General features: G+C 71.1%; 21 protein-coding genes. 4 read left to right on the top strand and 17 right to left on the bottom strand.

Going from position 1 to position 24,447, the window contains the following annotated elements:
- Positions 1 to 3 precede the first annotated feature (3 nt).
- Positions 4 to 675 (top strand): amino acid ABC transporter permease, encoded by a 672-nt coding sequence (locus WFI16_RS13920; RefSeq protein WP_419898411.1) that lies wholly within the window; start codon positions 4 to 6, stop codon positions 673 to 675.
- Here the strand turns inward: WFI16_RS13920 and WFI16_RS13925 are convergent.
- The 3 genes from WFI16_RS13925 to WFI16_RS13935 are packed head-to-tail and all read right to left on the bottom strand — an operon-like array spanning position 672 to position 3,756.
- Positions 672 to 1,235 carry a YceI family protein gene (locus WFI16_RS13925; protein ID WP_419898412.1) on the bottom strand — a complete coding sequence of 188 codons (564 nt, stop codon included), beginning with the start codon at positions 1,233 to 1,235 and terminating at the stop codon, positions 672 to 674. The two genes, WFI16_RS13920 and WFI16_RS13925, sit on opposite strands and share 4 nt — an antisense overlap.
- Positions 1,232 to 1,867: a NeuD/PglB/VioB family sugar acetyltransferase gene (locus WFI16_RS13930; protein ID WP_419898413.1), complete on the bottom strand. Its 636-nt coding sequence runs from the start codon at positions 1,865 to 1,867 to the stop codon at positions 1,232 to 1,234. Before WFI16_RS13930 ends, WFI16_RS13925 begins: the two co-directional genes overlap by 4 nt.
- A gap of 2 nt (positions 1,868 to 1,869) precedes the next feature.
- On the bottom strand, positions 1,870 to 3,756 hold the full coding sequence (locus tag WFI16_RS13935) for a potassium transporter Kup (protein ID WP_419898414.1): 1,887 nt from the start codon (positions 3,754 to 3,756) through the stop codon (positions 1,870 to 1,872).
- 307 nt (positions 3,757 to 4,063) lie between these two features.
- Here WFI16_RS13935 and WFI16_RS13940 point away from each other — a divergent pair, with 307 nt between their 5' ends.
- Positions 4,064 to 7,327, top strand: a complete 3,264-nt coding sequence (locus tag WFI16_RS13940; RefSeq protein ID WP_419898415.1) for a glycoside hydrolase family 99-like domain-containing protein — start codon at positions 4,064 to 4,066, stop codon at positions 7,325 to 7,327.
- Between the two features lie 69 nt (positions 7,328 to 7,396).
- On the opposite strand, the gene WFI16_RS13945 is transcribed toward WFI16_RS13940, so the two are convergent.
- From WFI16_RS13945 to WFI16_RS13960, 4 genes are all read right to left on the bottom strand, one after another.
- Positions 7,397 to 8,191 carry an amino acid ABC transporter ATP-binding protein gene (locus WFI16_RS13945; RefSeq protein ID WP_419898416.1) on the bottom strand — a complete coding sequence of 265 codons (795 nt, stop codon included), beginning with the start codon at positions 8,189 to 8,191 and terminating at the stop codon, positions 7,397 to 7,399.
- 64 nt (positions 8,192 to 8,255) lie between these two features.
- Positions 8,256 to 9,410 carry an amino acid ABC transporter permease gene (locus WFI16_RS13950; RefSeq protein WP_419898417.1) on the bottom strand — a complete coding sequence of 385 codons (1,155 nt, stop codon included), beginning with the start codon at positions 9,408 to 9,410 and terminating at the stop codon, positions 8,256 to 8,258.
- Between the two features lie 3 nt (positions 9,411 to 9,413).
- Positions 9,414 to 10,616 carry an amino acid ABC transporter permease gene (locus WFI16_RS13955; RefSeq protein WP_419898418.1) on the bottom strand — a complete coding sequence of 401 codons (1,203 nt, stop codon included), beginning with the start codon at positions 10,614 to 10,616 and terminating at the stop codon, positions 9,414 to 9,416.
- A gap of 155 nt (positions 10,617 to 10,771) precedes the next feature.
- Entirely contained in the window at positions 10,772 to 11,824 is a 1,053-nt protein-coding gene (locus WFI16_RS13960) for an amino acid ABC transporter substrate-binding protein (RefSeq protein ID WP_419898419.1), read from the bottom strand.
- A 329-nt stretch (positions 11,825 to 12,153) separates the two neighbouring features.
- On the opposite strand from WFI16_RS13960, the gene WFI16_RS13965 reads away from it, so the two are divergent.
- Complete coding sequence (locus tag WFI16_RS13965; protein ID WP_419898420.1) at positions 12,154 to 13,086, top strand: ornithine cyclodeaminase family protein; 933 nt, start codon at positions 12,154 to 12,156, stop codon at positions 13,084 to 13,086.
- Positions 13,087 to 13,173: 87 nt separating this feature from the next.
- Here the strand turns inward: WFI16_RS13965 and rpsO are convergent, their stop codons facing one another.
- The 9 genes from rpsO to WFI16_RS14010 all read right to left on the bottom strand — a co-directional run bounded on the left by rpsO (position 13,174) and on the right by WFI16_RS14010 (position 22,140).
- Complete coding sequence (gene rpsO, locus WFI16_RS13970) at positions 13,174 to 13,443, bottom strand: 30S ribosomal protein S15 (protein WP_419898421.1); 270 nt, start codon at positions 13,441 to 13,443, stop codon at positions 13,174 to 13,176.
- A 13-nt stretch (positions 13,444 to 13,456) separates the two neighbouring features.
- The gene (gene truB / locus WFI16_RS13975) at positions 13,457 to 14,446 is read right to left on the bottom strand and encodes a tRNA pseudouridine(55) synthase TruB (RefSeq protein ID WP_419898422.1); all 990 of its coding nucleotides are present in this window, start codon (positions 14,444 to 14,446) and stop codon (positions 13,457 to 13,459) included.
- A gap of 105 nt (positions 14,447 to 14,551) precedes the next feature.
- On the bottom strand, positions 14,552 to 14,887 hold the full coding sequence (locus WFI16_RS13980; RefSeq protein WP_419898607.1) for an acyl-CoA thioesterase: 336 nt from the start codon (positions 14,885 to 14,887) through the stop codon (positions 14,552 to 14,554).
- Positions 14,888 to 14,958: 71 nt separating this feature from the next.
- A complete protein-coding gene (rbfA, locus tag WFI16_RS13985) occupies positions 14,959 to 15,468 on the bottom strand; it encodes a 30S ribosome-binding factor RbfA (protein ID WP_442970692.1) in 510 nt (169 codons plus the stop codon).
- A gap of 99 nt (positions 15,469 to 15,567) precedes the next feature.
- Positions 15,568 to 18,402: a translation initiation factor IF-2 gene (gene infB, locus WFI16_RS13990; RefSeq protein WP_419898423.1), complete on the bottom strand. Its 2,835-nt coding sequence runs from the start codon at positions 18,400 to 18,402 to the stop codon at positions 15,568 to 15,570.
- A gap of 60 nt (positions 18,403 to 18,462) precedes the next feature.
- The gene (locus WFI16_RS13995) at positions 18,463 to 19,182 is read right to left on the bottom strand and encodes an RNA-binding protein (RefSeq protein ID WP_419898424.1); all 720 of its coding nucleotides are present in this window, start codon (positions 19,180 to 19,182) and stop codon (positions 18,463 to 18,465) included.
- 130 nt (positions 19,183 to 19,312) lie between these two features.
- Positions 19,313 to 20,941 (bottom strand): transcription termination factor NusA, encoded by a 1,629-nt coding sequence (nusA, locus tag WFI16_RS14000; RefSeq protein WP_419898425.1) that lies wholly within the window; start codon positions 20,939 to 20,941, stop codon positions 19,313 to 19,315.
- 5 nt (positions 20,942 to 20,946) lie between these two features.
- Complete coding sequence (gene rimP / locus WFI16_RS14005) at positions 20,947 to 21,522, bottom strand: ribosome maturation factor RimP (protein ID WP_419898426.1); 576 nt, start codon at positions 21,520 to 21,522, stop codon at positions 20,947 to 20,949.
- Between the two features lie 120 nt (positions 21,523 to 21,642).
- Positions 21,643 to 22,140 carry a hypothetical protein gene (locus tag WFI16_RS14010; protein ID WP_419898427.1) on the bottom strand — a complete coding sequence of 166 codons (498 nt, stop codon included), beginning with the start codon at positions 22,138 to 22,140 and terminating at the stop codon, positions 21,643 to 21,645.
- 251 nt (positions 22,141 to 22,391) lie between these two features.
- On the opposite strand from WFI16_RS14010, the gene WFI16_RS14015 reads away from it, so the two are divergent.
- Positions 22,392 to 23,663 (top strand): radical SAM/SPASM domain-containing protein, encoded by a 1,272-nt coding sequence (locus tag WFI16_RS14015; protein ID WP_419898428.1) that lies wholly within the window; start codon positions 22,392 to 22,394, stop codon positions 23,661 to 23,663.
- A gap of 25 nt (positions 23,664 to 23,688) precedes the next feature.
- Here WFI16_RS14015 and trmB read toward each other — a convergent pair whose 3' ends face one another.
- Positions 23,689 to 24,381, bottom strand: a complete 693-nt coding sequence (trmB, locus tag WFI16_RS14020; protein ID WP_419898429.1) for a tRNA (guanine(46)-N(7))-methyltransferase TrmB — start codon at positions 24,379 to 24,381, stop codon at positions 23,689 to 23,691.
- Positions 24,382 to 24,447 lie beyond the last annotated feature (66 nt).

A 24,447-nucleotide genomic window follows, 5' to 3' on the forward strand; every position in this document is an offset into this window, starting at 1 on the left:
GCCATGGACGATTTTTTGACGGCTTTCCTCAATGTGGAAATCGTCCGGCAGGCCTGGCCGATCCTCTGGCAGGGCTTTCTCTACACCCTGGCTCTTTCCGCCATCACCGTGCCGCTGGGCATGGCGGGCGGCATCATCCTGGCGCTGCTGTCGACGGTGGGGCCGAAAAGCATCCGCTGGGCGGCGGCGGGCTGGACCGACCTGTTCCGCGCCATCCCGCCGCTGGTGCTGCTGGTCTTCCTCTATGCCGGCCTGCCCTTCGCCGGGCTCGATGTCGGCGCCTGGGGGGCGGTGGCCATCGGCTTCTTCCTCAACACCGGCGCCTATTACGGCGAAGTGCTGCGCGCCGGCATCGGCAGCGTGCCGCGCGGCCAGGTCGAGGCGGCCCGCTGCACCGGCCTCAGCCAGCCGCAGACCCTTCTGTACGTTGTCCTGCCGCAGGCGGTGCGCAACGTGCTGCCGGACCTGGTCAGCAACACGCTGGAAGTGGTCAAGCTGACCTCGATCGCCAGCGTCGTCGCCCTGCCGGAGCTGCTGTTCCAGGCGCGCCAAGCGCAGAACGCCACCTACAACGCGACGCCCATCGTCGCCGCGGCGATCGCCTATTTCCTTCTCCTGTGGCCGCTGGTGCGGCTGATCTCGCGGCTCGAGAACAAGGCGATGGCGGGCCGCTAACCCCCCGGCGCGGCGACCCTGAGGCTCAGGGACAGCCGCACCGTATCCCCCAGCAGCGCCCGGTCGGCGACCATGCCATAGGCGCTGCGCGACAGCCGCCCCGTCGCCTCGATACCGAGGCTGCCGGCGCGGCGCTCGCCGACCAGCAGCTCGATCACCAGCGGCAGCACCCGGCCGCGCAGCGCCAGCATCCCCTCGAGGGCGATCCGGTCGGCGGCCAGCCGCCGTGCCGCCTGGCTGTCGAAGCGGGCGCGCGGGAAGTTCTGCACATCGAAGAAGTCGGGGCCGCGCAGCCGCACGGTGCGGTCGGGATCGGCCATGCTGGCGGAGGCCAGGTCGATCTCCACCGCCAGCCGCGTCCGCTCCGGCGCCGCCAGGTCGAGCAGCAGCTCGCCCTGGAAGCGCTCGAAGCGGCCGGGAATGTCGAGCAGCCCGAGCGCCGCGACGGTGAAATCCAGCCGCGCCTGCGAGGGGTCGAAGGCGAAGCGGACGGGCGCCGCGCGCGCCCCGTGGGCAAGTGGCCACAGCCCGGCCAGCAGCGCGCGGCGGCGCAGCCTCACAGCCGGCGCGCGGGAACCCCGCCCATCTCGGCGCCCGGCGGCACATCGGCCAGTACGGCGCTGCCCAGCCCGATCACCGCGCCGTCGCCGATCCGCAGCCCCGGCTTCACCCCGGCCAGGATGCCGACCAGCACCTCGGCGCCGAGCGTCACCCCGCCGCCCAGCACCGCCCCCGGCGCCAGGTGGCAGGCCGGGCCGAGGACCGCGTCATGCTCGGCGATGCTGCCGGTGTTGAGGATGGCGAAGGCGCCGATCCCGGCGGCGGCGCCGACCACGGCGCGCGGCAGGATGGCGCTGCCCGGGCCGAGGCGGGCGCTGCCGGCGACCACCGCCGAGGGGTGGCGCAGCACCGGCAGGGCGTAGCCGATCGCGGCCAGGCTCTCGCCGATCCGGCGCCGCAGCGCGTTGCGCCCCAGCGCCACATGCGCGCTGTCGAAGGCTTTCTGGGAGAAGAGCTCGGCCGCGCGGGCGACCGGGCCCAGCCAGGGGACCGGGGCCATCCCCGGGCAGCGCAGCCCGGGGCAGTCCGGCGCATCGTCCAGGACCCCCCCCGGCGGCGGCAGCCCGGCATCGCGCAGCAGCTCCAGCAGCGCCCGGCCATGGCCGCCGGCGCCGATGAACAGCAGCGCCACCGTCAGATGGCGACGCGGACGCCGAGCTCGACCACGCGGTCGCTCGGGATGCGGAAGAACTCGGTGGCCGGCATGGAATTGCGGCTCATCACCGAGAACAGCCATTGCCGCCAAGCCGGCATCTTCGGCACGGCGGCCGCCACCAGCGTCTCGCGGCCGAGGAAATAGCTGGCCTGCATGGTCTCGAACTCGACGCCGTATTCGCGCAGCGCCTCCAGCTCGCGCGGGATGTTCGGGCTCTCCTGGAAGCCGTAGCGCAGGATCACGCGGTGGATGCCCGGCGCCAGCTCGGAGACCTCGCGGCGCTGCTGCGCCTGGGGCACGTCCTCGTTCTCGACGGTGACGAACAGCACCCGCTCGTGCAGCACCTTGTTGTGCTTCAGGTTGTGCAGCAGGGCGGCGGGGACGTAGTCGGCCTGGCCGGTCATGAAGACGGCGATGCCCGGCACCCGGATGGTGCGCGACTGCGGCAGCCGCGCCAGGAAGGATTTCAGCGGCAGGCTGTCCTGGCGGAAGCGGGCGAAGAGCAGCTCGCGGCCGCGCCGCCAGGTCAGCATCAGCGCGAACATGCCGGCGCCCAGCAGCAGCGGCACCCAGCCGCCATCCGGCACCTTCAGCACATTGGAGATGAAGAAGCCGGCATCCAGCAGCAGCATCGGCACCACCACCAGCGCGACGCCGAGCCGCGGCCAGCCGAACTGCCGGCGGAACACCAGCCCGGCCAGGCAGGTGGTGCAGAGGAAGGTGCCGGTCACCGCGATGCCATAGGCCGCCGCCAGGCTGTCCGAATCATGGAAGGACAGCACCAGCACGATGACCCCGGCCAGCAGCATCAGGTTGATCTGCGGCATGTAGATCTGCCCCTCCTCGGTCTCCGAGGTATGGGTGACCACCAGCCGCGGCAGGTAGCCGAGCTGGACGCATTGCCGGGCGATCGAGAAGGCCCCCGAGATCATCGCCTGGCTGGCGATGATGGTGGCGCAGGTGGCCAGGATCACCAGCGGCAGCCGGAACCAGTCGGGCGCCAGCAGGTAGAAGGGGTTCTCCAGCGCCGAGCGGTCGGAGAGCAGCAGCGCGCCCTGGCCGAAATAGTTCAGGGTCAGCGCCGGCAGCACCGCCCAGAGCCAGACCAGCCGGATCGGCCGGGCGCCGAAATGGCCCATATCGGCATAGAGCGCCTCCGCCCCGGTCACCGCCAGCACCACCGAGCCCAGCGCGATGAAGGCCGCCAGGTGGTATTCCAGGCAGAAGGCGATGGCGTAGTGCGGCGAGAGCGCCAGCAGCACCTGCGGCTGCACCACGATCTCGATCAGCCCGAGCACGCCGAGGCTCAGGAACCACAGCGCGGTGACCGGGCCGAAGATGCGGCCGATGGTGTGCGTGCCCTTGTACTGCACCAGGAACAGCGCCAGCAGCACGCCGAGCGAGATCGGGATCACCGCCTGGGTGAAGGCGGGGGAGATGATCTTCAGCCCCTCCACCGCCGAGAGCACGGAGATGGCGGGGGTGATGATGCCGTCGCCGAAGAACAGCGAGGCGCCGGCGATGCCGATCATCATCACGGCGGCCTTGCCGCGCTCGCCGCGGGCGACCCGCATGGCCAGCGCCATCAGCGCCAGGATGCCGCCTTCGCCGCGGTTGTCGGCGCGCAGCACCAGCAGCACGTATTTCACCGTGACCACCAGGACGAGCGACCAGAAGATCAGGCTGAGCACGCCCAGGATCTCCCAGTCCTCCAGCCCGTCCGCCGCGAAATGCAGCAGCGAGGCGCGGAGGGCGTAGAGCGGACTGGTGCCGATATCGCCATAGACGACGCCGAGGACGCCCAGCAGCAAGGCCGGGCTGAGCTGGCGGTGAGCCGGGGTGTTGTTCTTGGAGGACACTGCCATGCCGCGTTGATGCCGGCGACAAGGAGTAGGCTGGAGCGGTGGCGCGGTGCAAGGGGCAGGCCGTGGGCCCTGTCCGGCCCGCCGGGCAGCGCGCCGGGGCGACGGCCCGGCAGGAGCTTCAGCACCGGAATGGTTGCACTGTAAGTAAAATAATTAATAAATCTGAAACTGAGCCGATTTCCGATGAAAATCTGCGGGCCTCTCGGCGTTCTGCATTGGTCATGCCGCGCCCTGTCCGGCTAAGACTTTTCCGACCTGCAGCGATCGATGGAATATGTCAGCCCACCGCAAGCATTCTTCCTTCGAAATGAAGCCGCAGGAGGCCTCCGCCGCCGCGCTGGAGCTTCCTGTTCTACTGCATGACTTGGCAGTGGGCGAGGAGCTGTTCTGGGAGCCCGACCGGCTGGTGCCCTTCGAGCACTGGGCCGGGCATATTCCCTTCGCCTTCTGGCTGACCCGCATCCTGCGGCCGCGCCAGCTGGTCGAACTCGGCACGCATCGCGGCAACTCCTATTGCGCCTTCCTGCAGGCCATGGCGCATGACGGCATCGCCGGCCAGTGCCACGCCGTCGACACCTGGCAGGGCGACCTGCACATGGCGGAGGAGGCCGGGCTCTTCGAGGAGCTCAGCGCCTATCACGACCCGCGCTATGGCGGCTTCTCCACCCTGCTGCGCATGGATTTCGCCCAGGCCCGGCCGCTCTTCACCCCCGGCTCGATCGACCTGCTGCATATCGACGGCTGCCACACCTACGAGGCGGTGCGGCAGGATTTCGAGCTCTGGGCGCCGACCCTGTCCGACCGCGGCGTGGTGCTGTTCCACGACACCAATGTCCGCCGCCCCCAGTATGGCGTCTGGCAGCTCTGGGCCGAGCTGAAGGAGCGCCACCCGCATTTCGAGTTCGTCCACAGCTATGGCCTGGGCGTGCTGGCGCTGGGGGGCGAGCTGCCGGCGCCGCTGCGCCATCTGCTGGCGGCCAGCGCCGATCCGGCCCGGCAGGCCGGCATCCGCGCCCTCTTCGCCGCGCGCGGCCGCGGCGTGACCTTCCGCCTGCAGGCCGAGCAGCACCAGGCCGAGGCGCGGCGCCTGCTGGGCGAGGCCGGCGCGGCGCAGCAGCAGGCCGGCGCGGCGCAGCGCCAGCAGGCCGAGGCCGAGGCCGCCCGCGCCGCCGCCGAGGCCGCCACCGCCAATCTGGCGCAGCAGCTGCGCCATGCCCAGGCGGCGGCGCAACAGATGCAGACCACCGCCCTGCAGGCGCATGCCGCCGCGCTGGACCGCGAGGCCGAGGCCGTCGCCGCGGTGCGGCAGGAGGCGGAGGAGCTGCAGGGCCGGCTGGGTTCGCTGGAGGCGGAGCTGCGCCAGATGCGCGACAGCACCTTCTGGCGGATCACCGCCCCGCTGCGCGGTGCCGCCGCGCTGCTGCCGCCGCCGGTCCGCCGGCTCGGCCGCGGCGGCGCCAAGCTGCTGCGCTGGAGCCTGACGCTGCAGCTGCGCCAGCGGCTGCGCGAGCGCCAGGCGCTGCTCGACTCCGCCGCCGCCGTGACACTGCCGCCGGCGCCGCCCTCCGCCGCGCTGCCGCCCCCGCCATCACCCCTGGCCGCGCCTGCCCGGACGTCACCCTTCGCCGTGCCGCCCTCGGCGGCGTCGCTGCTGCCGGCGCTGCCCGGCCGGCTGCCGGCGGCGGACGAGGTCGCCGCCCTGGCCTGGCCCGATACCTTCCCGCTGCGCGCGCATCAGCCGGCGGCGCGGATCGCGGTGGTGCTGCACCTGTTCTATCCGGAGCTGTGGGAGGAGTTCGAGACGGCGCTGGGCGCGCTGACCGAGCCCTTCGACCTGTTCGTCACCCTGGTGCAGGGCCATTCCGAGGCGCTGCGGGAGACCATCCTGGCGCGCTTCCCGGCCGCCATCGTGCTGGCCTTCCCCAATCACGGCCGCGACGTCTATCCCTTCATCGCCCTGGTCAATTCGGGCGCGCTGTTCGGCTATGAGCTGGTCTGCAAGCTGCACTCCAAGCGCAGCCTGCACCGGCAGGACGGCGATGCCTGGCGGCGCAGCCTGACCGCCGGGCTGCTGCGCGACGCCGCGCATGTGCGCGACATCCTGGGCGCCTTCCGGGGCGATCCCGATCTCGGCGTCGTCGTGGCGCGCGGCAATGTGGTCGGCCAGCACCCGGACCACTGGCACGCCAACCTGGCCCATGTGCACCGCCTGTCGGAGCGGATGGGCATCCCGCCGCTGAACGAGCCGCGCACCTTCCCCGGCGGCTCGGTCTACTGGATCCGCCCCTTCCTGCTGCGGCCGCTGGCCAATGCCCGCATGGCGCCGGGCGATTTCGAGGCCGAGCCGCTGCCGCATGACGGCACCGCGGCGCATGCGGTGGAGCGGCTGATCGGCCTGCTCTGCCACGATGCCGGCATGCGCATCGCCGAGGAGCAGGAGGTGGCGGTGCCCGCCCCGCCGGCGCTGGCGGCCCGGGTCGATGTCGTCGCCTTCTACCTGCCGCAGTTCCATCCGATCCCGGAGAACGACCGCTGGTGGGGCGCCGGCTTCACCGAATGGAGCAATGCCAGCCGGGCCCGGCCGCAGTTTCCCGGGCATCGCCAGCCGCGGCTGCCGGGGGCGCTCGGCTTCTACGACCTGCGGCTGCCGCAGACCCGCGCGGCGCAGGCCGACCTGGCCCGCCAACACGGGGTCTCGGCCTTCTGCTACTACCACTACTGGTTCGACGGACAGCCGCTGCTGGAGACGCCGATCCAGGCCATGCTGGCCAGCGGCGAGCCCGACTTCCCCTTCATGATCTGCTGGGCCAACGAGCCCTGGACCCGTAACTGGGATGGCCTGGCGCGCGACATCCTGATGCCGCAGAGCTACAAGCCCGGCTGGGAGGCCGCCTTCGCCCGCGACATCGCTCCGCTGATGCGCGACCGGCGCTACTGGCGGCAGGGCGGCCGCCCGATGCTGCTGATCTACCGCGTCATGCACATGCCGCGGCCGGCGGAGTCGATGGCGGCGCTGCGCCAGGCGCTGCGCCAGGAAGGCGTGGGCGAGGTGCATCTGGCCGCCGGCTGGGTCGCCTTCAACGACGACGCGGCCCTGCCGGAGGATCCGGCGGCACTCGGCCTCGATTCCTATTTCGAGTTCCCGCCGCACCGCCTGTCCGGCGCGCGCGATGTCACGGAGGAGCGGGTGCCCGCGGGCAGCGACTTCCAGGGCCATGTGCACGACTATGGCAGCGTGGTCGAGGGGGCGCTGGCCGGGCTGGCCCGGCCGGTGACGGGCATCCGGCACCGCACAGCCACCATGGGCTGGGACAACACCGCCCGCCGCGGCATCCATGCCAGCATCCTGCATGGCGCAACGCCCGCCAGCTTCCGCCGCTGGCTGCGCGGCCTGGTCTGCCACGCCGCCACCCGGCCGCCGGCGCCCGGTGAGGCCGGCGAGGGCCGGCTGGTCTTCGTCAATGCCTGGAACGAATGGGCCGAGGGCACCACGCTAGAGCCCGACCAGGATTTCGGGCATGGCTGGCTGGAGGCGGTGGCCTCCGCCCTGCCGCCACCGCCGCGGGACTGAGCACCCGGCCGGGCGCCGCGCACGAAAAAGGGGGCCTTCCGGCCCCCTTTTCTGTTGCCGCGCCAGCCTTCAGTGGCCGCGCAGGATCTGGCTCAGGAAGGTCTTCAGGCGATCCGTCTTCGGGTCGCTGAAGATCTGGTCCGGCACGCCGGATTCCACCACCTCGCCACGGTCCATGAAGACCACGCGGTCGGCGACCTGGCGGGCGAAGCCCATCTCATGGGTGACGCAGATCATGGTCATGCCGGTGTCGGCCAGCATCACCATGGTGTCGAGCACCTCCTTGATCATCTCCGGGTCAAGCGCCGAGGTCGGCTCGTCGAACAGCATGATCTTGGGCTTCATGCAGAGCGCGCGGGCGATGGCGACGCGCTGCTGCTGGCCGCCCGAGAGCTGGCCCGGATACTTCTTCGCCTGCTCCGGGATCTTGACGCGGGACAGGTAGTCCATCGCCAGCGCCTCGGCCTCCTTCTTCGGCATCCGGCGGACCCAGATGGGCGCCAGGGTGCAGTTCTCCAGGATGGTCAGGTGCGGGAACAGGTTGAAGCTCTGGAACACCATGCCGACCTCGCGGCGGATGGCGTCGAGCGAGCGGGTGTCGTCGGTCAGCTCCATGCCGTCGACGACGATCCGCCCCTCCTGGTGGTGCTCCAGGCGGTTGATGCAACGGATCATGGTCGACTTGCCGGAGCCCGAGGGGCCGCAGACCACGACCCGCTCGCCGGTGGCGACGTTCAGGTTGACGTCGCGCAGCACATGCAGCGCGCCGTACCACTTGTTGACCTTGTCCAGCAGGATGGCCGGCGGCGCGTCGGCGCGCACGGCGGAGGCGATGTGCGGGCCGTCTTCCATGGTGGCGCTCATGCTGCTTGCGATCCCTGGGTCTGGAGGTGGCGGTGGTGCCGGGCGGTGAGGGTGGGGGCCATGCTCAGCGCACCCGGTGGCGGTTCAGTTCCGCCTCGAGGTTCTGGCTGTAGCGCGACATGGCGAAGCAGAAGACGAAGTAGATGGCGCCGACGGTGACGTAGATCTCGATACCGAAGCCCTGCCAGGCCGGCTCGACGATCGCCGTCTTGCCGGCGGTCAGCAGGTCGAAGATGCCGATGATCAGCACCAGCGAGGTGTCCTTGAAGAAGCCGATGAAGGTGTTCACCAGCGGCGGGATCACCAGGCGCAGCGCCTGCGGCATGATGATGAAGCCGGTCTTCTGCCAGTAGGACAGGCCGAGCGCCTCGGCCGCCTCGTACTGGCCGCGCGGCAGCGCCTGCAGGCCGGCGCGCACCACCTCGGCCAGGTAGGCGGCGGCGAAGAGGATGATGGCGATCTGCGCCCGCAGCAGCTTGTCGATGTTGATGCCCTCGGGAAGGAAGAGGGGAAACATCACGCTGGCCATGAACAGCAGAGAAATCAGCGGCACGCCGCGGATCAGCTCGACATAGACGACGCAGAGCATCTTGATCGCCGGCATCTTCGACCGCCGCCCCAGCGCCACCAGGATGGAGAGCGGGAAGGCGAAGGCGATGCCGAAGGTCGACAGGATCAGGGTGATGACCAGCCCGCCCCAGCGCTCCTGCGGGACATAGGGCATGCCGAAGACGCCGCCCCACATCAGGATGCCGATCACCGTCAGCACCGCCAGCCAGACCAGGGCGAGGGCCGGCCGCCAGAAGCGGCGCATGGCGGAGACGATGTAGAGCCCGACGAACAGCAGGCAGACCACCGCCGGGCGCCAGTGCTGCTCATAGGGATAGGTGCCGAACAGGATGAAGCGGTGCTTCTCGGTCACCACCGCCCAGCAGGCGCCGCTGCCGGCCAGGGCGCGGCAGGCCTGGGTCTGGGCGCCCTGCGGCGTCACCGGCACCGACCAGATTGCCTTGATGAAGGCCCAGTCGACGAAGCCGATGGTCCAGCGGACCAGCAGGTAGCCCAGCGCCAGGGTGACGGCGGTGGAGATCCAGGAGGAGAACAGGTTGGTGCGGGCCCAGGCGACGGGCCCGACCGCCAGCAAAGGCGGGCGGCGCGGCGCCGGGGCGGCGTCGGTCGCCGGGCGCGGGGCGGAGGCTTCGGCGGCGATGTCGGCCATGGCTCAGCGCTCCACCAGGGCGATGTGGGAATTGTACCAGTTCATGAACAGGCTGATCGACAGGCTGATGGTCAGGTAGACCGCCATGATGATGGCGATGCCCTCGATGGCCTGGCCGGTCTGGTTCAGCGTGGTGTTCGAGATCGAGACGATGTCCTGGTAGCCGATGGCGACCGCCAGGGAGGAGTTCTTCGTCAGGTTCAGGTACTGGCTGGTCATCGGCGGCACGATGACGCGCAGCGCCTGCGGCAGCACGATCTTGCGCATGATCAGCCCGCGCGGCAGGCCGAGCGCCTCGGCGGCCTCCCACTGGCCCTTGGCCACCGCCAGGATGCCGGCGCGGACGATCTCGGCGATGAAGGCGGCGGTGTACATCACCAGGCCGACCAGCAGCGCGAAATATTCCGGGGTGATAGTGACGCCGCCCTGGAAGTTGAAGCCGCGCAGCGCCGGGATATCGCCGGTCCAGGGCGCGCCGAGCCCGGCCCAGATCAGCACCGGCAGGCCGAGGATCAGCCCCAGCGCCGCCGGCCAGACCCGCCGCGGCTGGCCGTCCTCCATCTGCTTGGCGCGCGCCGAGCGGGCATAGAGCACCGTCATGACGACGCCGATCACCAGGCCGAGCAGCGCGAAGCTGTGGGCGTCCTGCCACTGGATCCAGGGCAGCTTCAGGCCCCGGTTCGACAGGAAGACGCCCTCCATCGGGTGCAGCGCCTGGCGCGGCCCGGGCAGGCCCTGCAGGATGGCGTACCAGAACAGCAGCTGCAGCAGCAGCGGCAGGTCGCGCACCACCTCGACATAGACCGCGGCGATGCGCGCCAGCAGCCAGTTCTTCGACAGCCGGGCGATGCCGATCAGCGTGCCGATGACGGTCGCCAGCAGCACGCCGACCACCGCGATCTTCAGCGTGTTCAGCACGCCGACCAGCAGGGCGCGCGAATAGGTGTCGGTGGGCGAATAGGGAATGACGCTCTCGGCGACCGGCAGCCCGGCCTCGCGCGAGAGGAAGCCGAAGCCGGTCGCGATGCGCCGCACCTCGAGATTGTGCTGCGTGTTGCTGACCAGCCAGCTGATGATGCCGATCACCACCCCCAGCACCAGGATTTGCCAGACGATGGCGCGCAGCCGCTCATCGGCCCAGGAGAGGCGGATCCCCTTCTTTGGCGGCGCGCGGAGCAGCCTGGGATCGGCAGCGGTGTCGGACATGCGTAAAGCCCCGTTGTTGCGTCTTTGTCCGATGCTCGGACGGTCGGGTCCCGGGCCGGCCTCTGGGGGCCGGTTTCGGGGCGGCCGTTGCGAGGCCGGCCCGGGGGGTGTCTCCCCCGGGCCGCCCCCGCCACTCTACAAGCCTTGCCCCGTCCTTAGCGGAAGGGGAAGGAATACTGCAGACCGCCATTGGTCCATTGCGCGTTCGGGCCGCGCTGGATGCCCAGCGGCTTCAGGTGGCGCTCGAAGATCTCGCCATAGTTGCCGGTGGCCTTGATCACGCGCACCGCCCAGAGGTTGTCGACGCCCAGCATGGCGCCCAGGCCGCCGGTCTTGCCCAGCATGCGCTGCACCTCTGGACGCTGGTCGTCGGCCGCCGCCTTGTCGACATTGGCGGTGGTGATGCCGAACTCCTCGGCCGCCAGCAGCAGGTTGTGCGTCCAGCGCACCAAGTCGGCCCAGCGCTGGTCGCCATGCCGCACGCCGAGCGCCAGCGGCTCCTTGCTGATCACTTCCGGCAGGATCACGTGCTCGGCCGGGTTCGGCTGCGCCGAACGGGTGGCGGCCAGGCCCGAGACGTCGGTGGTGTAGGCGTCGCAGCGGCCGGCGACATAGGCGGAGACCAGCTCCTCCAGCCGCTCGATGATCACCGGGGTGAACTTGACGTTGTTGGCGCGCGCCCAGTCGGTCAGGTTCTGCTCGGTGGTGGTGCCGGGCTGCACGCAGACGGTGGCGCCGTCCAGCTCCTTGGCCGACTTCACGCCCAGGCTGGCCTTCACCATGAAGCCCTGGCCGTCATAGAAATTGACCGACGGGAAGTCGAGGCCGAGCGAGGTGTCGCGCGACAGCGTCGCCGTGGTGTTGCGCGGCAGCACGTCGATCTCGCCCGACTGCAGCGCCGTGAAGCGGTTCTGCGCCGTGGTCGGGACGTAGCGGACCTTGCTGGCGTCGTTGAACAGCGCGACCGCGAGCGCCCGGCAGTATTCGACGTCGAAGCCCTGCCAGCGGCCCTGGCTGTCGGGCTGCGCGAAGCCGGCCAGGCCGGTGTTGACGCCGCAGCTGAGCGTGCCGCGCGCCTTGATCGCATCCAGGGTGGCCGAGGCATTCTGCTGCGGCGCGGGCTGCTGGGCCAGGGCAGGCAGCGCCATGGTGCCGGCCAGGACGGCCGCGCCAAGCACGCGAAGGGTGGCAAGCCGCATGGGCTTCATGAAGTGATCTCCCAATCTTTATAGCGGCGGATTCCCCGCCGGCTCCTCCCGCAGACCCGAGCCATATGCTGCGCCAGGGTCAGGGTCCGGATCAACGCGCTTGCGCACAGCGATACAGCCCCCTTTGCCCGTTAGCCCTGCAGGAGGCGTGACGCAATCGTGACGCACAATCTTCCCTTTTGGACGGGGAAACGGCAGTTCCTGCTTAGCAAGTTCGGTGCCACGCGGCGGCACGGCGGGCGCCCTGGCGCGGCCTGCCCGGCCGGCCTTCCGCCGGCGCCCTGCCGCCCTAGGATGGCCCCCCACGACCACCCCGGAGTTCGCCGCCGATGCGCTTCATGGACCGCGCCGAGACCGCCGCCCGCCTGCCCTGGCCCGCCCTGATCGAGGCGCTGGCCGCGATGTTCCGCGAGGGCTGCGCGGCGCCGCTGCGGCACCGCCATCCGCTGCCGCAGAATGAGGCAAAGGAAGGCTCGCTGCTGCTGATGCCGGCCTGGCAGGCGCATCGCTACACCGGGGTGAAGATCGTCCATGTCACGCCCGCCAATGCCAATACGCCGGGGCTGCAGGCGGTGAACTCGGTCTACCTGCTGTCGCATGGCGAGAACGGCCAGCCGCTGGCGCTGCTCGACGGCAGCACGGTGACCGACCGGCGCACCGCGGCCGCCAGCGTCCTGGCCGCCGGCTACCTGGCGCGGCCGGAGAGCGAGCGGCTGCTGCTGCTCGGCAGCGGCAAGGTCGCGCATGCCCTGGCCGAGGCCTACAGCACCCGCTTCCCGCTGAAGGAGATCCGCGTCTGGTCGCGCCGGCCCGAGAGCGCGCGGCGCCTGGCCGACCGGCTGCGCGACGAGGGAATGCCGGCGGCGGTGGCGGACAGCGCCAGCCCGGCCGGATTCGACATCGTCTCGGCGGCGACGCTGGCCACCGAGCCGCTGCTCTTCGGCGCCGAGCTGTCGCCGGGCACCCATGTGGATCTGGTCGGCGCCTTCCGGCCCGACATGCGCGAGAGCGACGGCGCCCTGGTCGCGGCCTGCAGCCTGTTCCCCGACACCCGGACCGGCGGGCTGGCCGAGGCGGGCGACATCGTCCAGGCCATCGCCGAAGGCGCCATCGACGAGAACCACATCGTGGCGGATCTCTTCGACCTCTGCCGCGGCACCCACAAGGGGCGCGCCACGCAGCAGGAAAAGACGCTGTTCAAGTCGGTGGGCTGGGCCGGCGAGGATCTCGCGGCGGCGGTGCTGGCCTACGAGACGCCCTGAACAAAAAAAGGCCGGGGGAAAGAATTCCCCCGGACCCCCATCTTTTTTCTGCCTGTTGTGCCGAGGCGTTGCCTCGGCACACTCAGATCAGCGGCGCAGGCCGAGACGCTCGATCAGGCTCTGGTAGCGGGCCTGGTTCTTGCGCTTCACATAGTCCAGCAGGCCACGGCGCTGACCGACCAGCACCAGCAGGCCACGACGGCTGTGGAAGTCCTTCGGATGCGCCTTCAGGTGCTCGGTCAGCGAGGAAATGCGGTCGGACAGCAGCGCGACCTGCACTTCCGGGCTGCCGGTATCGCCTTCCTTGGTGGCGTATTCGGCGATGATCTTGGCGCGACGCTCAATCTCGGTCGACATCGGCTATGGCCTTTCAGTCTGTCTCGCCATCCGGCAGCGCCTGGACAGCGACGAGGGTGTTGTCGCCCGGGCTGAGCCACCGCTCCGGCCGCACGCGGCCGGACTCCAGGCGAACCAGTCCCTTCAGGCGCTCCCCCGCCATTGCCCGCACAAGCCCCCCATCGGGGCTGGCGTCGCCGGGTATCCGGCCCATGAACTCGACCATCGAAAGGGTCTGTCCATGCGACAGGCGTGCGGCCTCCGCTTCGGTGAGGGCCAGTGCCGGGATGTCGGCCAGCGCGGTCGTCACGGGAAGCAGAAGGTCCGGGGAAGGAGGCGGCGTATCCTCCATTCCCACCAGCTTGTCCAGCGGAATCGCGGCCTCCTCCAGGAACGGCCCGACCCGCATCCGCCGCAGCGTCGCGATATGCCCGACCGCACCGACCGCCTTGGCGATGTCGCGGGCGAGCGAGCGCATATAGACGCCCTTGCCCGACTGCACGGTGAAGATCGCCGTGTCGGCATCGGGCCGCGACTCGAGCTCGAACTTGTCGACGCGGGCGGGGCGCGCCGCCATCTCCGGGATCTGCCCCTCGCGCGCCAGATCATAGGCGCGCTCGCCATTGATCTTGATCGCCGAGAAGATCGGCGGCACCTGCATGATGTCGCCGATGAAGCCCGGCAGCGCCGCGCGCAGCTGGTCGTCGGTCGGGCGGACGTCGCTGGTCTCGATGACCTTGCCTTCCGCATCGTCGGTGTCGCGCGCCTCGCCGAGGCGCAGCGTGAAGCGGTAGGTCTTGGTCCCGTCCATGACATAGGGGACCATCTTGGTCGCCGCCCCGAAGGCGATCGGCAGCACGCCGGTGGCCAGCGGGTCCAGCGTCCCGCCATGCCCGACCTTCTGCGCCTGGAAGGCCCGCTTCAGCTTGTTCACCACATCGGTCGAGCCGATGCCGGAGGGCTTGTCGACGATCAGCCAGCCATCCAGCGGGCGGCCACGCGGCTTGCGGTTCGGGCGTGCCATGGTCTTTGTCTCAACGCTCTTGGGCCGCGAGGCGGCGGGCAGGAAAGGGAAGGCCGGCCAGGCTGAAGAAGAGCCAGACTGGAGCCGGGCCGGGCTGAGGCCGGGTCAGGCCGCGGGCAGCGGGCGCGAGCGGCCGGTGGCGTCGAGCGCCACGAAGGTGAAGACCGCCTCGGTCACCCGGTTGGTGTGCTCGCCCTCGCGCTCGCGGCGCCAGGCCTCGACCCGGATGCGCAGCGAGGTGCGGCCGGTCGACAGGATCTGGGCATAGAGGCTGACCTCGTCGCCGACGCGGACCGGCGAGAGGAAGGTGATCGCCTCGACCGCCACGGTGGCGCAGCGGCCGCGGGCGCGGCGGGCGGCAGCATTGCCGGCCGCCAGGTCCATCTGCGCCATCAGCCAGCCGCCGAAGATGTCGCCGGCCGGGTTGGTGTCGGCCGGCATGGCGATGGTGCGGATCACCGGCGGCTCGGACGGCGGCGCCTCCGGCGGGGCGGCCTCGGCCTCGTGACGGCTCACGCCTCGTCCTCGTCGTCATTCTCGCGCGGGTCGTGCCGCAGCGGGGCGCGGCCGCGCTTGGCCTCGCTCGCCGTCGGGACCGGGGCGGGGATCGCCTCGCCCGGCTTCTCGGGGCGCGGCGGCAGGTCCTGCGCCACCTCGGGGCGGCGCATCACCGCGTCGATCTTCGAGGCGTATTCCAGCGCGTTGTCCGGCTGGAAATGCAGCTCGGGCGCGAAGCGCAGCCGCACCGCCTGGGCGACCTGCTTGCGCAGGAAGGGCTGCACCCGGCGCAGCCCGGCGAGCTCCTCCTTGGTCGCGGCCCGGCCCAGGGCGGCGACGAAGCAGGTCATGTGCTTCAGGTCGGGGGAGGCGCGCACCTCGGTCACCGTGATGTGGCGGCTGTCGAGGTCGGGATCGTGCAGCTCGCCGCGCAGGAAGACGGCGGACAGGGCATGGCGCACCTCCTCCGCGACGCGGAGCATGCGCTGGCTGGGGGCGCCGGCGGTGGCGAGTTTCTTGGCCATGGGGATCTCTTGCACAAACAGGATGGGGGGGACACGGGTCCCCCCCAGCGCTGGCCGGGCGACGGCAGATCCGCCGCCCGGGATATTGATCCTACGGGATCAGACGGCGGCGACCGTCTCGGTCTCGTAGCACTCGATCTGGTCACCGATCTTGATGGCATCGTAGTTCACGAAGCTCATGCCACACTCGTAGCCGTTGGTGACTTCCTTGACGTCGTCCTTGAAGCGCCGGAGCGTCGCCAGCTCGCCCTGGTGGATCACCACGCCGTCGCGCAGCAGGCGGACGCCGCAGCCGCGCTTGACCACGCCCTCGGTGACGCGGCAGCCCGCGATGTTGCCCAGGCGCTTGACCTCGAAGACCTCGAGGATCTGCGCATAGCCCAGGAACTTCTCGCGCTGGATCGGCGCCAGCTTGCCACGGACCATCGCCTCGATGTCGTCCGACACCTCGTAGATGATCGAGTAGTAGCGGATGTCGACACCGTCGCGCTGCGCCATCTCCCGCGCCTGGCCGGTGGCCCGCACGTTGAAGGCGACGACCACGGCGTTGGACGCCTTGGCCAGCTGGATATCGCTCTCGGTGATCTGGCCGACCGCCGAATGCAGCACCCGGACCTTCACCTCGTCGCGCGACAGCTTGTTCAGGGTCACGCCGAGCGCCTCGGCCGAGCCCTGCACGTCCGCCTTGACGACGACCGCCACTTCCTTCTGCACGCCGGCCGCGACCCGCGCCATCATGTCGGACAGCGTGCCGCGGGCGGCACCCGCCGCCGCCGCCAGCTTGTCGCGGTTGCGGCGCTGACGGTACTCGGAGATCTCGCGGGCGCGGCCCTCATCCTCGACGAAGGACAGCGGCTCGCCGGCCGAGGGAACCCCGGACAGGCCCAGGATCTCCACCGGCATGCTCGGGCCGGCTTCCTTCAGCTGGCGGCCCTTGTCGTCCAGCATGGCGCGGACGCGGCCCCATTCGGCGCCGGCCACCACCATGTCGCCCTGGCGCAGCGTGCCCTTCTGGACCAGCACCGTGGCGACCGGGCCGCGGCCCTTGTCCAGCTTGCTCTCGATGACGGTGCCTTCGGCGCCGCGCTCGGGATTGGCCTTGAGGTCGAGCACCTCGGCCTGCAGCAGGATGGCTTCCAGCAGCTTGTCCAGGTTCATCGCCTTGGTGGCGGAGACCTGGATCTCCATGGTGTCGCCGCCCAGGCTCTCCACCACGATCTCGTGCTGCAGCAGTTCCTGCCGCACGCGGTCGAGGTTGACGCCCGGCTTGTCGATCTTGTTGACCGCCACGATCAGCGGCACGTCGGCCGCCTTGGCGTGGTGGATCGCCTCGATCGTCTGCGGCATGACGCCGTCATCGGCCGCCACGACCAGCACCACCATGTCGGTGACGCTGGCGCCGCGGGCGCGCATCGCCGTGAAGGCGGCGTGGCCCGGCGTGTCGATGAAGGTGACCTTCTGGCCGCCCGGCACCGTCACCTGATAGGCGCCGATATGCTGGGTGATGCCACCGGCCTCGCGCGCCGCCACGTCGGTCTTGCGCAGCGCGTCCAGCAGGCTGGTCTTGCCGTGGTCGACATGGCCCATGATGGTGACGACCGGCGGCCGCACGATCATGTCGCCCTCGGCGTCGACGACGCCGTCCAGACCCTGCTCGACATCGGCCTCGGAGACGCGCTTCACGCGGTGGCCGAACTCGTTCACCACCAGCTCGGCGGTGTCCGCGTCGATCGACTGCGTCAGCGTCGCCATCACGCCCATGCGGAACAGCGCCTTCACCACCTCGCCGCCACGGGCGGCCATGCGGTTGGCGAGCTCCTGCACGGTGATCGACTCGGGCACGACGACGTCGCGCACGACCTTCACACCGTCGGAACGCAGGCGCTGCAGCTCCTGCTGCCGGCGCTCGCGCTCACGGGCGCGGCGGACCGAGGCCATCGAGCGGCTGCGGTCGTCGTCACCCTCGATCGCGGCGGCCACGTCGATGCGGCCGTCACGGCGACGGTCGGCGCCGACGGGCGGCTTCTTCGCGGGCGGCGTGATCGGCTTCTTGGCGGCCGCGGCCGGCAGGCCGGGACGGCGGGCCGGACCACGACGGTCCTCCTCCTCACCCTCGCGGCCACGCAGCGTCAGCCGCGCGCCGGGGGCGCCGGCGGGCGGCACGGCCGAGGGAGCGGCCGCGGGGCCACCCGGACGGCGCGGACCCTGGCCGGCGGCGGCGCCACCGGGACCCGAGGCCGAGCGCGGGCCACCGGCATGGCGCACCGGGGCCATGCCGACCTGGCGCAGGCCGATGCCGGGAATCGAGGGGCGCGGCGCCGGGGCCGGCGTGCCAGCGGCCGCGGCAGGCGCGGAGGCGGGCGCGGCCGACGGCGGCGCGTTGCGACGGGCCTGCTCGTCAGCCTTGCGACGGGCTTCGTCCTCGGCCTTCTGGCGGGCTTCCTCGACGGCGCGCTCCGCCTCTTCCTCGGCGCGGCGGCGCTCTTCCTCGGCGCGGCGGGCCGCTTCCTCGGCGGCGCTGCGCACCATCAGGGCCTGGCGCTCACGCTCCTCGCGCTGGCGCTGCGCCTCCATGCGGCGATGCTCTTCCAGCACGCGCAGGCGGTTGGCCTGCTCGGCCTGGTTCAGCGGCCGGCCGGCCTGCTGGCCGCCGCCACCGCTGTTGCCGCCACGATTGGCGGGGCCGGTCGCGCTGCGCTGCGGGCCGCCCGCAGGGCGCGGGCCGGTGGCCGGGCCCGCGGCGGGCTTGCCGCCGGGCGCCGGCGGACCGCCGGCGCGCTTCTTCACCACTTCAACCTGCACGGTCTTGCCGCGACCATGGCTGAAGGACTGGCGCACCGTGCCAGCCGCCTCGGTCTTGCCAAGTTCGAGTCGGCCGCCCGGCCGAAGGCTCAGCCTGCTCTTCGCCGCATCCTGCTCATTTTGGTCGCTCATTCGTTCGCCTGAACCCGATCCGTCTTGTGCCATCAATCCTATCGCGAGCCGTTGCCGGGCTCACGTCCCCGCTCCGCTCGCGATACCGGAGACAGCGGCCAGACGGCCCGCCTCCTGCACCAACATGTCGGCAATCCGTCCGGGGGCAATCGCTACGTGCACCGCATGGTCCCTTCCGAATACCGCGCCCAATTCCTTCGCCGTCAGCACCGCCACCATCGGGGTACCGCGACGCCCGGCCAGCCTGTCGCGCTCGGACAGGCTGCCATCGCTCGCCTCAACCAGCAGGCCGGCCCGTTTGGCCTGGAGCCATTCGCGCACCTGCTGGAAACCACTCACCGCCTGGCCGGCCCGACGCGCCAGACCCACCTGGTCGCGGATGCGACCTTTGAGGCCAGTCTCGATCCGGGCGCGGAGGTCGGGGGGCAATTGCACCTGGCCGCGGGCTGCCCTGTGAAAGGCGCCCCGGCTCAGCGCGCGTTCTAGCACATCGGCCCGTGCGCTCAACCACATTCCCCGGCCGGGCAGCCTCCCGCCCAGGTCGGGGACCAGCTCGCGCCCCGGGCCCAGCACGAAGCGCAGCATCGCTTCCTTCGGCAGGCTCTCCCGGGTGACGATGCAGCGCCGCATCGGCCCCTTGGGCTCGGGATCCGGCTGGCCATCCTCCCCGGCATCCCCCAGCTCGTGCGACTCCGCCTCCGGGGCGGTGGCCTGCCCCGGCTGGTCCGGCGTCGGGTCGAGGGGTGCCGGGACCGGGGTCCCGTCCGTCAGTGGCTGCATCGCTCCGCTTTCACCGGCGGGGGAGGGAAGGATCCCGTCGCCCGCCTCTCAACGACAAAGCCCTGCCGGGCAGGCCCGGCAGAGCATTCTCCTGTCGGGTGGCCCGGCCGGTGGCCGGGCCAGGATCGCCTCAGGCCGGGCGGCTCTCGCCGTCCTGGCCCTCTTCCGCCGCGGCTTCGCCGGCAGCTTCCCCGGCATCTGCCGCGTCCCCGGCCTCGGCCGAGGCCTCGGCGGAGGCGGCCACTTCCTCGCCCTCGAACCAGTGCTCGCGGGCGGCCATGATGATGGCGTTGGCCGTGTCCTCGTCCACCGCCTCGGCGCCGAGGATCTCGATCAGCTCGTCGGCGGCGAGATCGCCGAGGTCGTCCAGCGTCTTGACGCCCTTCTCGCCGAGCGTCACCAGCATCGCGGGGCTGAAGCCGCCGGCCTCGGCCACCGCATCCTCGACGCCCAGCGCCTGGCGCTTCTCGTCGAGCTCCTGGTCGCGACGGTCCAGGAAGGCCTGGGCGCGGCGCTTCAGCTCGGCCGCGACATTCTCGTCGAAGCCCTCGATGCCGGCCAGGTCGTCATCCTCGACCTCGATCAGCTCCTCGACGGTGCTGAAATCCTCGGAGACCAGCAGGCCGGCGATGACGTCGTCGACGTCCAGCGCCTCGACGAACAGGCCGGTGCGCTTGCGGAACTCTTCCTGGCGGCGCTCGGAAGCCTCCGCCTCGGTCAGGATGTCGATGTCCCAGCGGGTCAGCTGGGAGGCCAGGCGGACATTCTGGCCGCGGCGCCCGATCGCCAGCGACAACTGGTCATCGGGGACCACGACTTCAACCCGCTTGCTGTCGTCGTCCATCACCACCTTGGAGACCTCGGCCGGGGCCAGGGCGTTCACCACGAAGGTGGGGTTGTCGGGCGACCAGGGGATGATGTCGATCTTCTCGCCCTGCAGCTCGGCGACGACGGCCTGGACGCGCGAGCCGCGCATGCCGACGCAGGCGCCGACCGGGTCGATCGACGAGTCGCGGCTGATCACGGCCATCTTGGCGCGGGAACCGGGGTCGCGGGCGACAGCCTTAATTTCAATAATGCCGTCGTAAATCTCAGGAACTTCCTGCGCGAACAGCTTGGCGAGGAAGCCGGGATGGGTGCGGCTGAGGAAGATCTGCGGGCCGCGCGGCTCTTCGCGGACGTCGTAGATATAGGCCCGGACCCGGTCGCCATTGCGGAACGCCTCGCGCGGGATGGTCTCGTCGCGGCGCAGCAGGGCCTCGGCGCGGCCGAGATCGACCATCAGGTTGCCGTACTCGGTGCGCTTGACGACACCGTTGATGATCTCGCCGACGCGGTCCTTGTATTCGTTGAACTGCTTCGAGCGCTCGACCTCGCGCACCCGCTGCACGATCACCTGCTTGGCGGTCTGCGCGGCGATGCGGCCGAAATCGATCGGCGGCAGCGGGTCGACGATGAACTCGCCCACCGCGATGCCGGGGCGGATCTTCTGGGCGATGCGGACCGGGATCTGCGTCGCCTCGTTCTCGACCGGCTCGGCCTCGACCACCTCGGTCCAGCGCGACAGCTTCACCTCGCCGGAGCGGCGGTCGATGACGGCGCGGATGTCCTTCTCATGCCCGTACTTGGCGCGGCCGGCCTTCTGGATGGCCTGCTCCATCGCCTCGAGCACCTCGTCGCGCTCGATCATCTTCTCGCGCGCCACCGCCTCGGCGACCTGCAACAGCTCCGGGCGGGCAATGGCAACGTCTGCGGCCATGATGCTCAGTTCCTCTTGGCGTAGGGCGAGGCGTCTTCCTCGGGGGCGTCGTCATCCTCCCCCTCGGGCTTCGCGGACACCGCGGTCGCGGCGATCAACTCGTCGGTCAGCACCAGCTTGGCGCGGCGGATGTCGGCGCGCGGCAGGGCGACCTCGGGACCGTCCTCCGGCTTCAGCCGGGCGGTCTCGGCATCGGCGCCCAGGATGACGCCGCGGAAGCGGCGGCGGCCCTCGAAGGGGATCGACATCTCGGCGATCGCCAGGTGGCCGGCGAAGCGGTTCCAGTCCTTGGTCCGGGTCAGCGGCCGGTCGATGCCGGCCGAGGAGACCTCGAGATGCCATTCGCCGGTGAAGGGATCGTCGACATCGAGCACGGCGCCGACCGCGTGGCTGATCGCCTCGCAGTCGCCGACGCCGATCAGGCTGCCATCGGCGCGGTCGGCCATGATCTGGACCGTCGGAGTCTGCTTGCCCTGGATCTGGACGCGCACGATCTCGTAGCCCATGCCGGCCAGCGTCGGCTGGATGGCGGCGGTGATGCGGGCCTCAAGGCCCTCGTTGAGCGGGAGATCGTCTTCCAAAAACAAAAAAGGCGGCCCGTTAAGGCCACCCCCCTGGCTGTGCAGCGAAGATGTGTTGCCGCCTCATATAGTCCGCCCCCGGGCCGAAGACAAGAAAAGCCGCGGCCGGCTGCGGAGTCGTCAGCAGGCGGGGTCGGTGTTCTCCAGCCGCGCGACATGGGTGACGCGGCAGCGGCCATGGGTGTGCGCCGTCAGCACCGCGCCGGAGAGGCGGTTGTCGTGCACTTCCGCCAGCCCGAAGCCATGCAGGCGCAACAGCAGGAAATGGCCGGTGACACGGACCAGGTAGAGGCCGGCGGCCAGGCCGCCGCGCCGGGCCAGGCCCAGCAGGGTCGGGCGCGGCGCCGCCAGCGGCAGGCGCTCGGCGCGGATGCCTAGCACGGCCAGCGCCTGCACCACGTCGCGCCAATAGGCGGTGACGATTTCGCCCTCGGGCGCGTAGCGCTGCGGCGCCGCCTCGCGCAGCAGGGCGCAGGCCATGGCGTAGCTGGTGCCCCCGGCCAGCGCGACCGCGGCCGGGCCGCACCAGCCCAGGCTGCCGCCGCGTTCGGCCGCCAGCGCCTCGGCGCCGCGACGGCCCGCTTCCTGCGACGACAGGGGGCGAAAGGTTGCGACCATGGACGCGCACGGTGTCGTGAGGATTATCCTGGGTCAATGCCGATCTGCGCAGAGCCTCATGACATTTCTCGCCTGTGTCGCATGCGCCACGCGCCGGCTTGGCCGTTTTCCCTTGCGTCTGCCGCATAACGGCAAAGGTTCAGCCGGAATGGTCCCGGCGGCTTGTTCCGTGCCCGGTAATGTTGCGGTAGCAACCTGTCCTGCCGGTCACGCCGCCGCCATCCGGGCAGCGTCGTGCCGGGTGGAGACCGATGCGCATGCTGACCCCCGGCCACCTCTTCATCCACCCGGCGCGCCGGGCCTGGCGCCGCGGCGACTGGGCCGCGGCCCGCCGCGCCTATGGCTGGGCGCTGCGGCTGGGTGCGCGGGAGGCCGGGACCTGGATGCAGTATGGCCATTGCGCCAAGGAGGCCGGCGACCCGGCCGAGGCGCTGCGGGCCTATGCCGAGGCGGAGCGTCGCCGCCCCGGCCTGGCCGACACCGCGCTGCAGAAGGGCCATGCGCTGAAGCGGCTGGCCCGTCCGGCCGAGGCGGCGGAAGCCTATCGCGAGGCGGCCCGCCGCGACCCGGCCAGCGCCGAGGCACGCCGCGAGTTCCTGGCCATCGCCCCGCGCGCGCCGCAGGCGGATGGGCGGCCCAGCCGGCTGCGCTTCATCAACATCGGCACGACGGGGCTCTGCAACGCCTCCTGCGCGCATTGCCCGACCGGGAAGGCGGCCACCGCCGCGGCGCCGCGCCATCCGATGAGCATGGCGCTGTTCACCCGGCTGCTCGACGAGATCCACGACCTGATGCTGCCGATCGACGGGCAGATCGCCTTCGGCCTGTTCGGCGACGCGCTGATCGACCCGCATGTGGTGGCGCGCGTCCGGCTCGCCCGGCAGCGCTTCCCCGAGGTGCCGATCTCGGTGAACATCAACGGCGCGGGCTTCGACCTGCGGAAGCATGCCGGGCTGCGCGAGTCGGGCGTGATCCTGGCGCTGCATTGCGAGTCGCTGCGGCCGGAGGTCTACCACCAGCTGATGGGGCCGCTGCGGCTGGAGCGGGTGCTGCCCAAATACGAGCAGATGCTGGCGGCCTTTCCCGGGCAGGTGGCGATCAGCATCCCGGTCAGCCGCCTCAACCGGGACGAGCTGGGCCCGCTGCGCGCCTGGTTCCTGGAGCGCGGCGCCGCGCGCGTCACATTCGACCCGCTGAGCAGCCGCTGCGCCCGCGACCGCAGCCTGTTCGACAGCCTGGCGCTGGACCCGAAGCCGATCCGCTGCGGGCCGGACGTGCTGGACGACCTGATCATCGACTGCGACGGGCTGGTCACCACCTGCTGCCAGGATTTCGAGCGGCTGGAGCCGATCGGCCATTTCGTCGGGTCGAGCCTGGCGGCGCTGCTGGCCGATCCGCGGCGGCTGGCGATGCGCCGGCGCTTCGCCGAGCAGCGCCACGGCGAGATGCCGACCTGCGCGCGCTGCTTCGGCGATGTCCGCAACGGCCGTGCGATGAAGGCTGCCCTCGCCGCGGTCGCCTGAGGGGGAGGGGCCTTGGCCCCCCGCCTCACTTGCGGCGCCAGATCCAGTACATCGGGTGGCGGCCCTCGCGCAGCGCCTTGGCCTCGTAGCGGGTCGGCGGCCAGCCCTCGGGGCGGCTGTGGTCGAGCGAGACGCGCTCGAAGAGGTCCTGCGCGCCCATCACCTCGGCGACCCAGTCCTGGTAGGTCGGGTCGTCGGTCGCGATGCGCCATTCGCCGCCCGGACGGATCGCGCGCTGCAGCACCGGCAGGATGCTCGGATGCACGAAGCGGCGCTTGGCGTGGCGCGCCTTCGGCCAGGGGTCGGGGAACATCAGGAACAGCCGCGACAGGCTGGCCTCGGGCAGGGCGCGCAGCAGGCGGCGGGCATCCTCGGTCCAGAGCCGCAGGTTGGGCGGCAGGGGGGAGGTGGCTTCCTCGCCTTCCGGCACGATGCGGGTCAGCAGCGAGCAGATGCCGTTCTCGAAGACCTCGGCGGCGATCAGCCCGGCCTGGGGATGCGCCTCGATCTGGGCGAGGGCGTGCTCGCCGCCGCCGAAGCCGACCTCGAGCCAGAGCTCCTGCGGCCTGACGGGGAAGCCCGCCAGCGGATCGGCCGGGTCGAAGCCGAGTCGCGGCACCGCCTGGTCGAGCAGGAGCTGCTGCCGCTGGCGCAAGGGATGGCCGCGCCGGCGGCCATAGAGCCGGTCGGGAACGGGCGGATTATTCGTGTCGGTCATGGGGGGTGCTTCTAGCCTCCCTTCGTGATGGGAGGTCCAGGGTGAAACCTACAGGTTTCACCAGGT

This window comes from Roseomonas sp. USHLN139 (genome assembly GCF_037145735.1).
GTDB lineage: Bacteria > Pseudomonadota > Alphaproteobacteria > Acetobacterales > Acetobacteraceae > Pseudoroseomonas.

Excerpts from the sequence above, each read along its gene's own strand:
- WFI16_RS13920 (WP_419898411.1), top strand. The coding sequence starts at position 4 with ATGGACGATTTTTTGACGGCTTTCCTCAATGTGGAAATCGTCCGGCAG.
- WFI16_RS13935 (WP_419898414.1), bottom strand. The coding sequence starts at position 3,756 with ATGGCAGTGTCCTCCAAGAACAACACCCCGGCTCACCGCCAGCTCAGC.
- WFI16_RS13940 (WP_419898415.1), top strand. The coding sequence starts at position 4,064 with ATGAAGCCGCAGGAGGCCTCCGCCGCCGCGCTGGAGCTTCCTGTTCTA.
- WFI16_RS13945 (WP_419898416.1), bottom strand. The coding sequence starts at position 8,191 with ATGAGCGCCACCATGGAAGACGGCCCGCACATCGCCTCCGCCGTGCGC.
- WFI16_RS13950 (WP_419898417.1), bottom strand. The coding sequence starts at position 9,410 with ATGGCCGACATCGCCGCCGAAGCCTCCGCCCCGCGCCCGGCGACCGAC.
- WFI16_RS13955 (WP_419898418.1), bottom strand. The coding sequence starts at position 10,616 with ATGTCCGACACCGCTGCCGATCCCAGGCTGCTCCGCGCGCCGCCAAAG.
- WFI16_RS13960 (WP_419898419.1), bottom strand. The coding sequence starts at position 11,824 with ATGAAGCCCATGCGGCTTGCCACCCTTCGCGTGCTTGGCGCGGCCGTC.
- WFI16_RS13965 (WP_419898420.1), top strand. The coding sequence starts at position 12,154 with ATGCGCTTCATGGACCGCGCCGAGACCGCCGCCCGCCTGCCCTGGCCC.
- rpsO (WP_419898421.1), bottom strand. The coding sequence starts at position 13,443 with ATGTCGACCGAGATTGAGCGTCGCGCCAAGATCATCGCCGAATACGCC.
- truB (WP_419898422.1), bottom strand. The coding sequence starts at position 14,446 with ATGGCACGCCCGAACCGCAAGCCGCGTGGCCGCCCGCTGGATGGCTGG.
- WFI16_RS13980 (WP_419898607.1), bottom strand. The coding sequence starts at position 14,887 with ATGCCGGCCGACACCAACCCGGCCGGCGACATCTTCGGCGGCTGGCTG.
- rbfA (WP_442970692.1), bottom strand. The coding sequence starts at position 15,468 with ATGGCCAAGAAACTCGCCACCGCCGGCGCCCCCAGCCAGCGCATGCTC.
- infB (WP_419898423.1), bottom strand. The coding sequence starts at position 18,402 with ATGAGCGACCAAAATGAGCAGGATGCGGCGAAGAGCAGGCTGAGCCTT.
- WFI16_RS13995 (WP_419898424.1), bottom strand. The coding sequence starts at position 19,182 with ATGCAGCCACTGACGGACGGGACCCCGGTCCCGGCACCCCTCGACCCG.
- nusA (WP_419898425.1), bottom strand. The coding sequence starts at position 20,941 with ATGGCCGCAGACGTTGCCATTGCCCGCCCGGAGCTGTTGCAGGTCGCC.
- WFI16_RS14010 (WP_419898427.1), bottom strand. The coding sequence starts at position 22,140 with ATGGTCGCAACCTTTCGCCCCCTGTCGTCGCAGGAAGCGGGCCGTCGC.
- WFI16_RS14015 (WP_419898428.1), top strand. The coding sequence starts at position 22,392 with ATGCGCATGCTGACCCCCGGCCACCTCTTCATCCACCCGGCGCGCCGG.
- trmB (WP_419898429.1), bottom strand. The coding sequence starts at position 24,381 with ATGACCGACACGAATAATCCGCCCGTTCCCGACCGGCTCTATGGCCGC.